The 13,771-nt window shown below is 40.8% G+C and carries 14 protein-coding genes; all 14 read left to right on the top strand.

Annotated features, from left to right (window positions below; translation table 11 throughout):
• Window positions 1-9 precede the first annotated feature (9 nt).
• The 14 genes from FH144_RS07860 to FH144_RS07790 all read left to right on the top strand — a co-directional run bounded on the left by FH144_RS07860 (window position 10) and on the right by FH144_RS07790 (window position 13,708).
• Window positions 10-933 (top strand): capsid protein, encoded by a 924-nt coding sequence (locus FH144_RS07860; RefSeq protein WP_242314884.1) that lies wholly within the window; start codon window positions 10-12, stop codon window positions 931-933.
• A gap of 70 nt (window positions 934-1,003) precedes the next feature.
• The gene (locus FH144_RS07855; protein WP_242314883.1) at window positions 1,004-1,273 is read left to right on the top strand and encodes a fibronectin type III domain-containing protein; all 270 of its coding nucleotides are present in this window, start codon (window positions 1,004-1,006) and stop codon (window positions 1,271-1,273) included.
• Window positions 1,274-1,287: 14 nt separating this feature from the next.
• Entirely contained in the window at window positions 1,288-1,617 is a 330-nt protein-coding gene (locus FH144_RS07850) for a phage head-tail connector protein (RefSeq protein ID WP_242314882.1), read from the top strand.
• 301 nt (window positions 1,618-1,918) lie between these two features.
• Window positions 1,919-2,266: an HK97-gp10 family putative phage morphogenesis protein gene (locus tag FH144_RS07840; protein WP_242314877.1), complete on the top strand. Its 348-nt coding sequence runs from the start codon at window positions 1,919-1,921 to the stop codon at window positions 2,264-2,266.
• A 17-nt stretch (window positions 2,267-2,283) separates the two neighbouring features.
• A complete protein-coding gene (locus FH144_RS07835) occupies window positions 2,284-2,676 on the top strand; it encodes a hypothetical protein (protein WP_242314875.1) in 393 nt (130 codons plus the stop codon).
• 58 nt (window positions 2,677-2,734) lie between these two features.
• Entirely contained in the window at window positions 2,735-3,304 is a 570-nt protein-coding gene (locus tag FH144_RS07830) for a phage major tail protein, TP901-1 family (RefSeq protein ID WP_242314873.1), read from the top strand.
• 74 nt (window positions 3,305-3,378) lie between these two features.
• Window positions 3,379-3,804, top strand: a complete 426-nt coding sequence (locus FH144_RS07825; RefSeq protein ID WP_481914059.1) for a tail assembly chaperone — start codon at window positions 3,379-3,381, stop codon at window positions 3,802-3,804.
• A 47-nt stretch (window positions 3,805-3,851) separates the two neighbouring features.
• The gene (locus FH144_RS07820; RefSeq protein ID WP_242314871.1) at window positions 3,852-4,202 is read left to right on the top strand and encodes a hypothetical protein; all 351 of its coding nucleotides are present in this window, start codon (window positions 3,852-3,854) and stop codon (window positions 4,200-4,202) included.
• Window positions 4,203-4,217: 15 nt separating this feature from the next.
• Window positions 4,218-8,024 (top strand): phage tail protein, encoded by a 3,807-nt coding sequence (locus tag FH144_RS07815; protein ID WP_242314868.1) that lies wholly within the window; start codon window positions 4,218-4,220, stop codon window positions 8,022-8,024.
• A 7-nt stretch (window positions 8,025-8,031) separates the two neighbouring features.
• Window positions 8,032-9,012, top strand: coding sequence for a phage tail domain-containing protein (locus tag FH144_RS07810; RefSeq protein ID WP_347341116.1), 981 nt, complete (start codon window positions 8,032-8,034; stop codon window positions 9,010-9,012).
• 12 nt (window positions 9,013-9,024) lie between these two features.
• Complete coding sequence (locus tag FH144_RS07805; protein ID WP_242314864.1) at window positions 9,025-10,962, top strand: hypothetical protein; 1,938 nt, start codon at window positions 9,025-9,027, stop codon at window positions 10,960-10,962.
• Window positions 10,963-11,014: 52 nt separating this feature from the next.
• Entirely contained in the window at window positions 11,015-12,931 is a 1,917-nt protein-coding gene (locus FH144_RS07800) for a tail tube TT1 domain-containing protein (RefSeq protein WP_242314861.1), read from the top strand.
• Window positions 12,932-12,939: 8 nt separating this feature from the next.
• Entirely contained in the window at window positions 12,940-13,212 is a 273-nt protein-coding gene (locus tag FH144_RS07795; protein WP_242314860.1) for a hypothetical protein, read from the top strand.
• Between the two features lie 85 nt (window positions 13,213-13,297).
• Window positions 13,298-13,708, top strand: a complete 411-nt coding sequence (locus tag FH144_RS07790; protein ID WP_242314858.1) for a DUF2951 family protein — start codon at window positions 13,298-13,300, stop codon at window positions 13,706-13,708.
• Window positions 13,709-13,771: the final 63 nt, after the last annotated feature.

Raw genomic sequence — 13,771 nt, 5'->3', positions numbered from 1 at the left:
TTTTACATAATGGCAGTAGAAAATAACTTAATTGATGTAGAGGCATTAGGCGAGGCAAAGTCGATTGACTTCGCAAACAAGATGGGCGAACGCTTAAACAAATTATTTGAGGCGTTAGGTATCACAAACAAAATCCCAATGAACGTTGGTTCAGCATTAAAACAATATCGTTTCAATGTAGTAGAGTCAGAGGCTCCAAACGGTAATGTTGAAGAGGGAGAAATCATTCCGTTAACTAAAGTTGAACGTGAACTTGTGAATATCACTGAGTTAGAATTTCGTAAGTTCCGTAAATCAACATCAGCTGAAGCTATTCAATCACACGGCTATGATTTAGCAATCAACCGTACAGACGCTGAGCTTATTCGCTATGTACAGAAAAAATTCCGCACAGATTTCTTCAACACAATTAAGGAAGCTGTAGATAACGAAAATCGTACAAACACTGAGGCGTTATCAGGTAAGAATTTACAAGGTGCGTTATCTCGTGGCCGTGCTAACTTATCTGTATTACTTGATGATGAAGTGACACCTATCGCATTAGTAAACCCTAATGACGTAGCAGGACACTTAGCAGATGGTTTCATCAACTCAAACGGTTCTCAATTCGGATTGAACTTATTGACACCTTATGTAGGCGTGCAAGTAATCGAGTTCGCAGACGTGCCACAAGGCACTGTATACATGACTACAGCTGAAAACTTAAATGTTGCATATGCAAACCCACAAGGCGAAATGAGCAGAGCGTTCAACTTTGCCTCAGACCAAACAGGCTTTGTAGGTGTCATTCATGACATTCAACCACAACGCTTAACAGCTGATACTGTATATGCGTCAGCAATTTCAATGTTCCCTGAAAACGTGGACGCAGTTATCGCTGTAGACATTGAGGGCGAACAAACTGACGGTGGATCTACTCCCAGCGAGGCCTAAGGGCGTAAGCGTTAGACCTAACGTAAAATCGGCAAGAATAACAGTTAATTAATTATTAGGAGGCTACACAATGGCAGACATATTAAAAGTGTATCAAGGCGAGAACGTTGTAGGAACAGCAGAACGTGCAGAGGACGGCACAGCGTCAGTTACGATTGACGGCTTAGAGGCTGGTACTGAGTACGCAGCAGGAACGTATCAAGTAGCTTTCAGTAACGAGACAGGCGAGTCAGCTAAGGTTGACGTGCCAGCTTTCACTACTAAGGAAAGCGCACCAGCAGAACCTCAAAACGTTACTACAGAAACGACAGAGGACTCAGCAGACGTGAGCGCAGAATAAGGAGGCGTTAAGCAATGGCGTACATTGACGGCGTAAAGCTCCTTATAGGCTTGAATGATGACAAGCAAGATGACCAACTAAAGAAAATTATAGATGTGACGGAGAAACGTTTAATTGCATTGCTCCCTAAAGATGTAGAGACAGTCCCTAGTTCTCTTGATTGGGTAATCGAAGAAGTAGCAGTTAAGCGATATAACCGTATAGGTGCTGAGGGTATGAGCTCTGAGAGCATTGACGGACGCTCAACAAAGTTTCAAGAGAACGACTTCGACGAGTACCTATCAATCATCGAGGACGAGTTCCCGTCTACTTCAAGTAAAAAAGGAAGTATCAAGTTTTATTGAGATATGAACATAGAGCTACCCTTGTTAAAGAGGGTCAAAAGCAATACAACCCTGACACTGGGAAATATGAAGTTGTTGGTCAAAAAATATATAACTCACTTCCCTGTAATAAGTCACCTCTCTCGCCTCAGCGTACAGCTGTTGAGTTTGGGGAGGTAACTCGAGATATTAGTCTCATCAGACTAAGTAATCGCTTTGAGAAGCCTGTGACACACGTTTATATAGATAACGTAAAATATCTTATAGTTCGCTCTGTCAAGTATAGAAGAGATACAGTTTTTTATATAGAAGAGGTCAATGAATGAGAATTACAGGCGTTAAAAAGATGATTAGAAAAATACAAAACAACCAAAAAACTATTGACGACGATGTCGATTACATCTTACAGCAGAATGCTAAAGAGTTTCGTTCAAACACAGTGCTAGAAGCTCGTCGTGTTATGGTTAAAGGTTATTGGACCGGTAACCTTGCGCGTATGGTCGAAGATACTAAAAGAGGTCAGATGAGTTATGTCATCACATCAAACGCCTACTATTCAGGTTTTCTTGAGTACGGTACAAGATATATGGCACCTGAGACATTTATGAAGCAGGTTTATGAAAGACAGGGTGCTCAGATAAATAAAGACCTTGAGAGGTTACTCAATTAAGGAGGGGTCGAAAATAAATGGCAAAACAATCAACAAAATTTGAGTTGTTCAATTATCTTTTTAAAGCTTTCAGAGCGTTGGAGGTTCCAGTAATAAGAGTTCAAGAGCTTCATCAAGAGTTATCATATCCTTTTATTGTACTTGAGGACACTGAGGATAGCATCAGCGTTATGAGCTTTGATAATTTCTGTGGTACACCAACAGTGAGAGCTCATCTGTGGAGCACTGAGGATGACCTAGCCAACGCTGACAGTATATATATGCAGATACAAGAAACTTTACTTAATGTTGAAATGCTTCCCTCTTACAGAGTGACTCTCGAGAATATAGATACTACAGACACCACAGATAAAACAACTAATCAAATATTACATCATACAGTTATTGACGCAACTTATAGAGCGTCATAAGGCAGGTCTCGTCTAAGGCTTGCCTTTTATTATGCTTAAAATTAGGAGGAAACTATATATGGCAATCAAACAAGGTTCAGATGAATTAGCGCTTATCCGTAAGTTAGGAGAAGCTAAGGAAGCAGATAAAATTATGTGGATTACAGAATTAGAACGTGAAACTGAAAGAGATACTGACAACGAGGCTACAGTTGACGGATCAGTTAGCTCAGGAGGAACACGTGAGTCTACAGTAACAATCACATCTTATATGGACGTTGATGATGAATTAAGTGATGAAATCGAGGACGCAGCAGAGGACGCTGTGCCATATGAATTATGGATTATCAACAAACGTGTGCAAAATGAAGAGGGTAAATACAAAGCTGAATATCGTCAAGGGCATTTCAACTCAATCACTCGTACTAATGAGGCTGACTCTATTGCAGAGTTCGAGACTGAGTTCGGCGTTTATGCTAAGAAACAAAGAGGTTTTGCTTCACTACCTGAAATTGTAGAGCAAAACAAAGCAGCTTATGGCTTCCACGACACTACAGCAGATGACCCAGCAAACGACGGACTTGCTGACTTACCTGACGAGGATATTCCACAGCCTGACGATGGTGCGACAGGCGAAGAAACTCCCTAAGGCTCCCGAAATAGCTGAGGTAACAACAGGCACTAATGAGATCAGCATTTCAGCAGAGTAGGGCTAGCTTCATAATGAGGGCGAAAAGCCCTCTCTTTTTTATTACTAAATTAAAACATACAAGCGAGGTTATTTTTATTATGGACATTCAATTCAAAGGCAAAACTATCGACTTATCATTCGGCTTTAAAGCATTATCTATCATCGACAAGCGTCTAGGTATGGAAATAGAACAAATGAGTATCGGACAAGGCTTGCAGCTTTTAGTTCCTAACTTAGCACAAGGAAATCCAATCACTATTGGCGAAGTTATTCTTGCAACAACAGCACATCACAAGAAAGCTCCTCAAGAGTCAGACCTTGACGACATTCTTGACGATATTGCAGAGAATGAGGGCTTTGAGGCGTTCGGCGAGCAAATCATTAAGGAACTGGGAAAGAGACCTACAACCCAAAACCTAGTACCCGACGAGTACAAACCGAAGAAACAGAGCAAGTAAGTGAAGAGCCTGACCCCCTCACGTATGACCGTGTTGTCGTATTGTGTATGAGCGAGTTGGGCATTTATGATATTGACTACATTGACACAATGACATTGCGAGAATTTAACTACCGCATGTATGCCCTTGAGTATGAAATGCTCAAAGAAGAGTATCAAACTTATAAACTAGCTTTTGCAATCAGAGATGTAGAAGCTAAACGTGAGGTAGGTACAGGCAAGAACAAAAAAGAGGAGTATATCCTCAGCTCTGTCAACGATTTAATAGATTATCAGAAAAATATTAAGCGCCTGAATAGAGGTCAGTCAATTGAACTTGAAAACTCTGACAGTAAGTCAGGTAAGAATAAACCGTCGCTTGATATTTTAAAACAGATCAAAAACCATAATAAAAATTAGATTGGAGGGTATAGCGTGGCTAAATCTGAATATAAAATAAGTACTGAGATAGACGCAGATACATCAAAGTTTAAAAAACAAATGAAATCAGCCGAAAAGGTTGCTAAAGACTTTAAACGAGTTGCTGAGAGCATAAAAGACGCTGACATCGGTGCGAATGTTAAAGAGTTTATGTCTAAAATCAGACAGGCTAAGAGCCAATTAAATGGCTTTGACGGCTCTGAGGCAGACGCAGACCTTGACTTGAACGCCTCTAGTTTCAATCGCAAGTTGAGCTCAGCAAGTCGTTCGCTTACAGACTTTAGACGACAAGCTGAGAGCATTCAAGACACCCGTATTGGTGCGAATGTCGCAGAATTTCAAGCTAAAATGGCAAACGCTAAAAGAAGTTTGAACAGCTTTGACGGTTCTAATGCAAGAGCTGATATTGACGCAAACATTGCAAGCTATGAGGCCAAAATGGGCAGAGCTAAAAGTATAGCAAATAGTTTCAAGTCAACAGCTCAAAGCATTAAGGACACGAAAGTCGGAGCTGACATTTCTGAGTTCCAACGTAAGATGGCCAGCGCTCGTAAGCAAATGGCGTCATTCAGCCGTATGAGAGCTAAGTCGACCCTAGACGTTGACAGCTCGGGAGCTATCTCGGCTATTGAGAGATTTAAGGCTATGTTGCGCTCTATCCCAAACAGACATCGCACTCGACTTGTAGTTGACTCAAGAAGTGCTATGAACGGAATACGTGCTGTTTCAAGCGCATTAGATAATTTTGAAACGTCTTTACATAACATTGCTAACAGAGTTAGAACAGTGGGAACAGTTGCAGCAAACGTGTTCAAAGGTATGTTCCTATCAAGTATCACAGCGTTAGTTCCAGCAATTGCCTCACTTGTTCCAGCATTAATGGCAGTTATGAACGCTATTGCTGTTGTCGGTGGTGGTGCAGCTGGACTTGCTGGCGCATTTGCAACGGCAGGCGCAGGCGCAGTAGGTTTCGGCGCTATGGCCATGAGTGCGCTACAAATGGTTGAAGATGGCACGCTAGCTGTTACGAGAGAAGTTGAACAGTATCGCTCAGCAGTCGACAGCCTCAAATCAGCATGGCAAGGCGTAGTTGCTCAGAACCAATCAGAAATATTTAACACACTTGCAAACGCAGTGAACACAGCAAAAGTTGCACTGCAAGGCTTAACGCCATTCTTAGATGGTGTGGCTCAAGGCATGGAAAAAACGAGCCAGGCCACATTGAAATGGGCTCAAGAGTCACAAACAGCGACACAATTCTTTGAGATGATGGGCTCAACAGGCGTGAACATATTCAATAACATGCTCAGTGCAGTTGGCAACTTTGGCTCAGGTTTTATTGCTCTAATCACACAACTAGCACCACTTACCGAATGGGTTTCTCAAGGTTTCGAGAACATGGGAAAATCATTCAATGAGTGGGCAAACAGTGTTGAGGGTAGTACAGCCATTCAGGACTTTACGAACTATGTGAAAACAAACTTGCCTATTATAGGCGATATATTCGGCTCAACCTTTAAAGGTATTTTCAATTTGATGAAAGCTTTTGCGCCTAACTCACAAGTCATATTTGAGTCATTAGCTCAAATGGCAAACAGGTTTGAGCAATGGAGTTCAACAATCGCAGAGTCAGACGGTTTCCAGCAGTTTGTGAAATATGTACAAGAGAATGGCCCAGTCTTAATCAGCCTAATTGGCAATATCATAAGCGTATTAGTCAATATTGGCGTAGCATTGGCACCATTAGGAGCGAAAGTGTTGCAAGTAGCAAATGCCTTTGCTGAGTGGCTAGCTCAACTAACAGCGACTCACCCTATTGTCGGCGTGCTCATTGGGGTTATAGCCTCACTATCAGGCGTATTTATGGCGTTATGGCCAGCAATTCAATTTGTAATACAGGTTATCGCTCCTTTAGTATCAGGATTTATGAGGTTCGTTGGCGTTGGCCAAATCGTTCAAGGCCTGTTATCAGTATTAGGTGGCGCATTTGGAGCATTGAGTGCTCCAGTGTGGGCAGTAATCGGCGTAGTTACAGCGCTTATAGGGATATTCGTAGCGTTGATGACAAGCTCAGAGCAACTTAGAACTCAAATGACTAATGCGTGGAATGAAATCAAAAACACTGTCATGCAGGCTGTTCAGGCTATTGTGCAGTTTGTTTCTCAGTTGATTTCAAGAATACAGGAAATAGTAGCACCCTTAGTGCCGATTTTCCAAAATACATGGAACCAAATTGTTACTGTAGTAGAGACAGCTGTAAACTTAATCGCACCAATCGTGCAGCAGGCGTGGAACACAATCAAAGCAGCTACACAGGTAGCGTGGGAAGTTATTAAGATGGTTATTACTGTTGCGATGGAGGTCATCGTCAGCACTATAACAGCATTACTTCAACTTTTAGCTGGCGACTGGCAGGGCGCTTGGCAAACTATCAAATCAGCAGGCGAGGCTATTTGGCAAGCCATTGTTACAGCAGCACAGAACATATTCGGTATTTTAAGAGATTGGCTTATGAATTTATGGAACTCAATCAAGCAAAATGCCATAACAACATGGAACGCCCTTAAAGGTCAGGCCTCTGCAATTTGGCAGGGCATTGTTACAGCGATACAGTCTGTAGTTCAGGGATTAGTTGGCATACTAAGCTCCATTTGGTCAACAATCACTAGCACAGCGTCGTCAATGTGGTCATCATTGGTTGGTATAGCGTCCGCAATTTGGGGTTCACTTGTCAGCACAATAAGCTCTATCGTTTCAAGTATCGTCAGTGCAGTTAGCTCAGCATGGTCGGCGATTGCTAGCACGACATCATCAATATTTAGTTCGGTTGCCTCTACGGTATCAAGCATTTGGTCATCAATCGTCAGCACAATAAGCTCAATCATATCAACGATTGTTAGTGTTGTGTCGTCAGGCTGGAGCAGTGTACTGAGCACGATTTCATCAATCCTTAGCTCAATAGCGTCGACCGTATCGAGCGTATGGTCGTCAATCGTGAGTGCGATTTCTTCATTTATCTCAAGTATCGTGAGTACGGTTTCGAGCGGTTGGAATAATGTGATGAGTACCATTTCATCAATCCTTAGCTCAATAGCGTCGACCGTATCGAGCGTGTGGTCATCTATTGTCAGCACAATAAGCTCGTTCATATCATCTATTGTCAGCACAGTCACATCAGGGTGGAATAGCGTACTAAGCGCAATTACATCAGCAATGAGTGGCATTATCAGTGCAGTAACGTCAGGTATGAGCAGTGTTGTCAGCGCAGTACAATCAGGCGTATCAAACGCAGTGAGTGCAGCTAAGTCATTCGTTGGCGCAATGGTGTCAGCAGGTGCAGACCTTATTAGAGGTATGATAAACGGTATCAAGAGCATGGCAGGCTCCTTAGTGAGTGCTGCTAAAGGCGTTGTATCTAACGCAGTCAACGGCGCTAAGTCATTACTTGGTATTCATTCGCCGTCTAAAGTGTTCAAAGAAATCGGACAATATACGATGCAAGGTATGCAAATTGGGCTTAATAACAGAGGCAGAAAAGTCGTACGTGATACAGGAAGAATTGCGCAACAAATGACTCAAGGCTTTAACCCTAACTTACAAGCCAAGCCTGCAGTTAAAGGCATTAATCGCGAACTTAACAATCTATCAACTAGAGGCCATGTTACGGCAAACCATGCGACAACAGTTAAGGCTGAGCCTAGCAAATTGAACTTACGCATACAGCTAGACACTGACGACGAAGTTCTAACAGCTAAGGTGAACGGCGTAAATGCACGTAATGACTCAGTAATCACATTCTAGGAGGTGTATTAATATCGACTTAAAAATCACACGACGAAACGGCGACACATTCACTCTAGGTGAATACGGTGTCGAAGTCAGTGATGTTGTGATTAGTGGAGTAGAAATGGAAGAACAAACTCAAAACATACAGGGGCTGCATGGCTCTTTTGATATGGGGGCAACTTACAAGGGGCGCGAGATAAGCGTTCCTTTTTCATTTCAAGGTCAGAATATGGCCTCTTATCCACTATTTAGAGATTTGATTTACAAGCTCACGACAAGCACTGAACCCTATTACATTCAAGAATTGCGCAGGCCTCAAGTGGCAGGTTACACTTTCAAAGATACTAAAGACTCAAACGCAATCTCAATAGACCAGTACGGGCGAGAGACTGTGATTGATAACCCTCAATCAGATAATGACGTAAACACAGGCAAACGGTATCTTGTGAGACTTTCAGGCGCTACTGAAATAGAGCAAAGTAAACATAATGCTAAAGGCAAAGGCGAGTTATCCTTTCATACGACGGAGTTGCCTTTTGCTGAAAGTGTAGGTACTTCACTAGATTTAGAACGGGAGGGTCTAACCTATGATGAAAGCTCTGTATGGGCTTATGGAATGGGTTTGAACCGTAACCCAGAAACAAGACGTTATACGTTCGATTTAAGCATTTCAGGTACCTTTGACGTTTATAATTTTGGCGATGTGCCTATAGATCAACTTAACCAATACTTTAAAATAAGCGTCACTTTTAACGAAGATATAGACGGTTACTTTAAATTTGGGTTTAATGATATAGGCGCTGAGATTGATAGCAGGATAGCCCCTTTAAGAGCTGGCGATGAATTAACGTATGAGAATGGAGCCTATTTCAGAAACGGGGAAAATATTACTCATGCTACAAATTATTATGAGCCTGAACTGAATGTAGGCTTAAACAAATTAAAACTCAATAGGCTATATGACGCTGAACTGAAAGTGGATTGCCGTTACTATTATTTATAGGAGGGAACATTATTGGTATTAAAAATTCTAACGCCTGACTTAGACGGGTCTAATTTAGAAAATCAAAACAAAATGAATGAAGAACTTTATGAAAGGACTAAAGGTATTGACTCAATTCAAAAAGACGAATTTAAGGAGGACTTACTGACGTATAGCAACATAGTCAATAATTACGTTGAGTCTAAAGATTTGTTTAACAAACCTCCTAAAGGCATTTCTTATGACAATTTCGCCGAGTCAATTAACGACCCCTATTACAACGGCATCACAGCTTCAAATAAAGTGTCACAGGGTAAAGATATTGTTGTTAAACAAGGGGGCTATTTTTTCTACTCTGTGAAAACAGATGATTTTAAAGAGAATGCTTTGAGTTTTTTTGCTCAGATACCTCAAAAGGTTGAGGGAGCTAAGATAGAATACAGACTCTTAGATGAAGAAAACCCTTACCCTAAACTTAATAGTATTGGGCTTTTTAACGATAAAAATAATGTTTATGGCGTTCTTAGACAACCTCTTAGCATAGGTCAAACCCTTGAAATTAGATTCGACAACAGAAACGGCTCAGGCGATTTAGTAATTAAAAACCCTGTTTTGTTTGAGGGAGGTAAAGTTCAGCCTACTAGCCCTGAAATCGGGGGGCTAGAGTATGACATAAACAACCTAAAAGAAACGGTAGGGGCTTTATCTAACAGTAGCTCAGAAAATTCAACTATTGAGGCAAAAGGCTTTGACGCTCCTGTTTACACCCCGCAAGGTTTTTCTATTAAGGACTACCCTCTAAAAGGTTTAATATATACTGACGGACAAGGTAAATTTTTAACTAAGTATGACGTATCACAAAATAAACTAGATAGCTCTAAAACGTATTATGTGGACTATGCTAACGGCAGTGACGATAATTCAGGTCTTGCTAAAGATACAGCTTTAAAGTCTTTTTCAAAAGCGTTTGAATATGCTAATACGAATGATACTCTTATCGTTTGTGAGGGGTACCACTTCAGGTCAGGTGGAAGTGTTATTCCTAAGAATTTTGATAAGAGTTTAAATATTATAGGAGAAAATGATAACGTTCATCTAATCATGGGAGACGAACCCGTTTGGACTAAAACTGAGGGCGCATCTAGTGTATATCAAACATCAAGAAGTTCGGTGGACAAAACTGTCAATCTTAAAAATAATAAAGCCTTAACTGAGGTCAGTTCCATTGAAGATGTAGACAAAACGGTAGATAGCTGGTGTACATTAGATGGAATTGTTTATGTAAACACAGGTGAGGAGCCTGATATAAACATAGCACCCCTTATTGGCGCTAACCATATACAATTATCTTCTTTAGAGTCAGACATATATTTAGAAAATTTAAAAATTTATGGAGGCAAAAATGGTATCGAGTTAAACCTCAACGCTGACAATAATGCCTACCTTAAAAATGTTAAAGCCTATCATTCAGCAGACATGTTTAACGGTATCGCCGCGAGTGGTGGCAACCTCATAATCTTACAAGAGTGTGAGGGTAGTTTTAATTCATATGACGGACTTAATTATCACGTAGGGGCTGACGGCTCTACCCCTTTAATTATAGAAATAGATTGTAAAGGTATTGAAAATGGTAGTGACAAAGGGCAAAACGGAGTTAAATCGAATAATGGTAGCACGACGCACGGCGGCATATCAATTATCCGTATTAACGGCGTATACGCAAGAAACGACGGAGGGAATGTAGCTGACGTAAACGAGGGTACTCAGTCATGGAATTTAGGCACAGTAGCCTATGAGAGCTATCAAGGGAAAGATTTCCAAACATCGTCAGGCAGTGACATGTGGCTAGATAACTGTGTAGCTTATGGCAGTGAAAATAGTATCAATTCATCTGATACAGACAGTAAAATTTATATCAGGTTTGGTAAGTACCAAAATAAACTCATTTTAGGCGAAGAAATTCAATATTAATCAGAGCCACCTTTAAAGGTGGTTTTTATGTATTAAGAAAAGAGGCGATTTAATGGCTTTAGTTCTATCAGATCCGCAAGGTAATTCATATAGGGCGCAGGCACCAACCCAAGAAGATGAAAACGCCAACGCTGACGGTATGTTACAAGTCAAACTCATAGAAAACGAGCAAACAAAAGACTATATCGATAAAATAGGTGAATTGTGGACTATAACCAATGTTACAGGCGAGAACGATAGACGTGAATATGTTGTCGTTCTTGTTGAGCCTGAGCGTTGGAAAGATAAAATGACAATTACACTGACAGCGAGATTAAAACATTTTGACTATTTAGCCACACACAGAGTCTATGAGGACGTGACAGGCAGTCGTACAAACCTACATTATTTTGAAACCGTATTTGCTGATACACCTTACAGTTTCACATTTTTAGACCATGCTGACGCAGTGGAATGGGAAAACGCAGGACAAGGTGCGGATAAGTTGTCAATGTTCCTGAAAGGCATTGAGCGTTATGGGTATGAATGGCGTTATGACTATCATGCCAAGCAGTTTATTTTAGGCAAAAACCTCAACAGACGGCCTGCCTATTACTTCTCTAAAAAATTAAATGCAAACAATGTGAAAATAGAAACTGACGCAACTGAGTTTTATACTTACGTCAGAGGTTTTGGCGATTTTGAAGATGATGCAGGGTATACTACTGCTAATCTCACAATGGATTACCCCGCTGGTGCTGAAAGCCCGATGATTGACCTGTTCGGTATCAGAGAGGCTGAGCCTGTCATGGACGGACGTATTTCTAAAAGGTCTACAATGGAACGCTATATGCAGGATAGAGTAGACCCCTCACTGAAATTCAGTATTGAGTTTGATTTCGTGTCTCTTATGGAACAGTACCCTTACGCACAACCTGAAATATACGACATTGTCCCTTTTATTGATAGTAAGCTAGAAATACAACAGGAGATGAAAGTCGTAGGAATTGTTACCAAAAGGGACGCTAAGCATAAGCCTATCAGCAAGAAACTCACGATAGGCGACCAACAACTAAGACAAAGACAACGAAAACAGCAGGCAGGTCTAACGAAAGAGATTAACTCTATCTTACACGGTGGAGGCTCTTTGCCTTATGATGTGTTGCCAAGAGCAGTGAAAGAGTCGTCAGAATTATTGAACAGTACCCGTTCCGAGATTGGCTGGTCTGAGGGTGGCTTATTACTTACAGATAAGTCCGACCCTAACTATGTGACCTTACTCAACTCTAGTGGTATAGGTGTAAGTGTTGACGGTGGGCAAACCTTTGAAGAGGCTATAACAAGAGGGCGAATAAATGCTAGTTTAATCACAACAGGCGCACTAAACGCTAATTACATTAGGGGCGGCGTAATAGATACAAACCTTGTAAGAATCGAGGGTACAAAAGGTTATTTTTCTATTGACGGCGATACTTTAATTGCCCAAGATCCTAATTCAAAGTCGCAAACTGAGATTGACCCTAAAGGAATGTCAATAACCAGACCTGACGGAGCTGTTTACATGCAAAACGGATTGCTTAGAATGTCATTTGATGTACAGTCTCACCAATATTATCCAGCTAGCAAGGTTGAATATGACGGAATGTTCTATAATACTTCGTCACTGGGTTTTGAAACATTTTCAGCTGTCTACACAGAACACGCAGCTAGATATATCACGTTTACCTATTTAATAGATTTTCACGCTGACAGTTTAGCCGCAGGTGGTTATGTGGGCTTTAGAGTAGAAGAGTTTAATGGCGGTAACCGCAACGCTGAAGAAAAAACTTATGCTTTAAGAGGCGATAATATAAAAGAGAGTAACATAACAATTGATTTAGGGGTGCCAACCTATAAACCTCTGTATTTCTACTTAAAATTTGCCAATAAAACAGGTAAATCACATAATAAAGTGCGTGTTAGAGATATGAGAATACACATGAGAGGATAGTGAGCGCAATGCATTGGAATTTATATTTGTTAAAGATTGACGGAGAGTTTGAAATTGTACTTGCTGGTTGTGACTTAGTGCCTAATAGGGCTTATGATAAAGTTTTGCCTACAACCGAAAAGATAGCAAGACAGTCTGATAAGGTTTATTTTGATGGGGAACGATTAAAATTGAAAGACGGGGAGGCTTTGTTACCTTTAGAGGAACTAAACACTCAAGATGATAATTCACGAGAATTGGTTTCTCAAAAAGATGAGCCTGTCGTTTTCGACATTGACTAGGCTGTAGATTTCTTTTACTTAGGGTGCTAGCCTATATTAAAACTATATACAAGACATAAATACAAATAATTGAGGAGTTTGCTCATTGCAGAATTTTGATACTAGGCTCACAAATGTAGAAACTGAGCTGAAACGAATTAAAGACAGTGAAATAACAGATTTGAGAAACCAAGATAGGCAGCTCGACAATAAAATCGAAGATTATTTCAATCGTATCGACAAAAAAATCGACAGTAACTTTCAATCGCAAAAGCAAAGCTCTGATAAAGTCAGTAATTCTTTAGACATAGTCAAAGAGGGGCAGTCCGAGCAGAAAGTCGTTAATAAAGAAATTACTTTAACGCTTGAGCGTTTCAACGACGAACTTACAACTCAGAAAAGAGAGAGAGACGAGAGCCGAAAAGAGATGAAATCGCAGCGCCGATGGGTTATTGGTATTGCTGTGCCTCTGATTGGCTCTTTTGTGATTGCAGTTATTCAAATGTTTGTGGGATAAGCATAACAACCCTTTGAAAGGAGGTGCTTATCATGATGAAAGCTAAGACATTCAAATTAGTTA

It is taken from the genome of Staphylococcus sp. acrmy, from assembly GCF_022690565.1.
In the GTDB taxonomy this organism is placed as follows: domain Bacteria; phylum Bacillota; class Bacilli; order Staphylococcales; family Staphylococcaceae; genus Staphylococcus; species Staphylococcus caledonicus.
This window is presented reverse-complemented; position numbering and strand designations above follow the sequence as displayed.

What these genes read in the sequence shown, in the direction of transcription:
- FH144_RS07860 (WP_242314884.1), top strand. Translation starts at nt 10, where the DNA reads ATGGCAGTAGAAAATAACTTAATTGATGTAGAGGCATTAGGCGAGGCA.
- FH144_RS07855 (WP_242314883.1), top strand. Translation starts at nt 1,004, where the DNA reads ATGGCAGACATATTAAAAGTGTATCAAGGCGAGAACGTTGTAGGAACA.
- FH144_RS07850 (WP_242314882.1), top strand. Translation starts at nt 1,288, where the DNA reads ATGGCGTACATTGACGGCGTAAAGCTCCTTATAGGCTTGAATGATGAC.
- FH144_RS07840 (WP_242314877.1), top strand. Translation starts at nt 1,919, where the DNA reads ATGAGAATTACAGGCGTTAAAAAGATGATTAGAAAAATACAAAACAAC.
- FH144_RS07835 (WP_242314875.1), top strand. Translation starts at nt 2,284, where the DNA reads ATGGCAAAACAATCAACAAAATTTGAGTTGTTCAATTATCTTTTTAAA.
- FH144_RS07830 (WP_242314873.1), top strand. Translation starts at nt 2,735, where the DNA reads ATGGCAATCAAACAAGGTTCAGATGAATTAGCGCTTATCCGTAAGTTA.
- FH144_RS07825 (WP_481914059.1), top strand. Translation starts at nt 3,379, where the DNA reads ATGAGGGCGAAAAGCCCTCTCTTTTTTATTACTAAATTAAAACATACA.
- FH144_RS07820 (WP_242314871.1), top strand. Translation starts at nt 3,852, where the DNA reads ATGAGCGAGTTGGGCATTTATGATATTGACTACATTGACACAATGACA.
- FH144_RS07800 (WP_242314861.1), top strand. Translation starts at nt 11,015, where the DNA reads ATGGCTTTAGTTCTATCAGATCCGCAAGGTAATTCATATAGGGCGCAG.
- FH144_RS07795 (WP_242314860.1), top strand. Translation starts at nt 12,940, where the DNA reads ATGCATTGGAATTTATATTTGTTAAAGATTGACGGAGAGTTTGAAATT.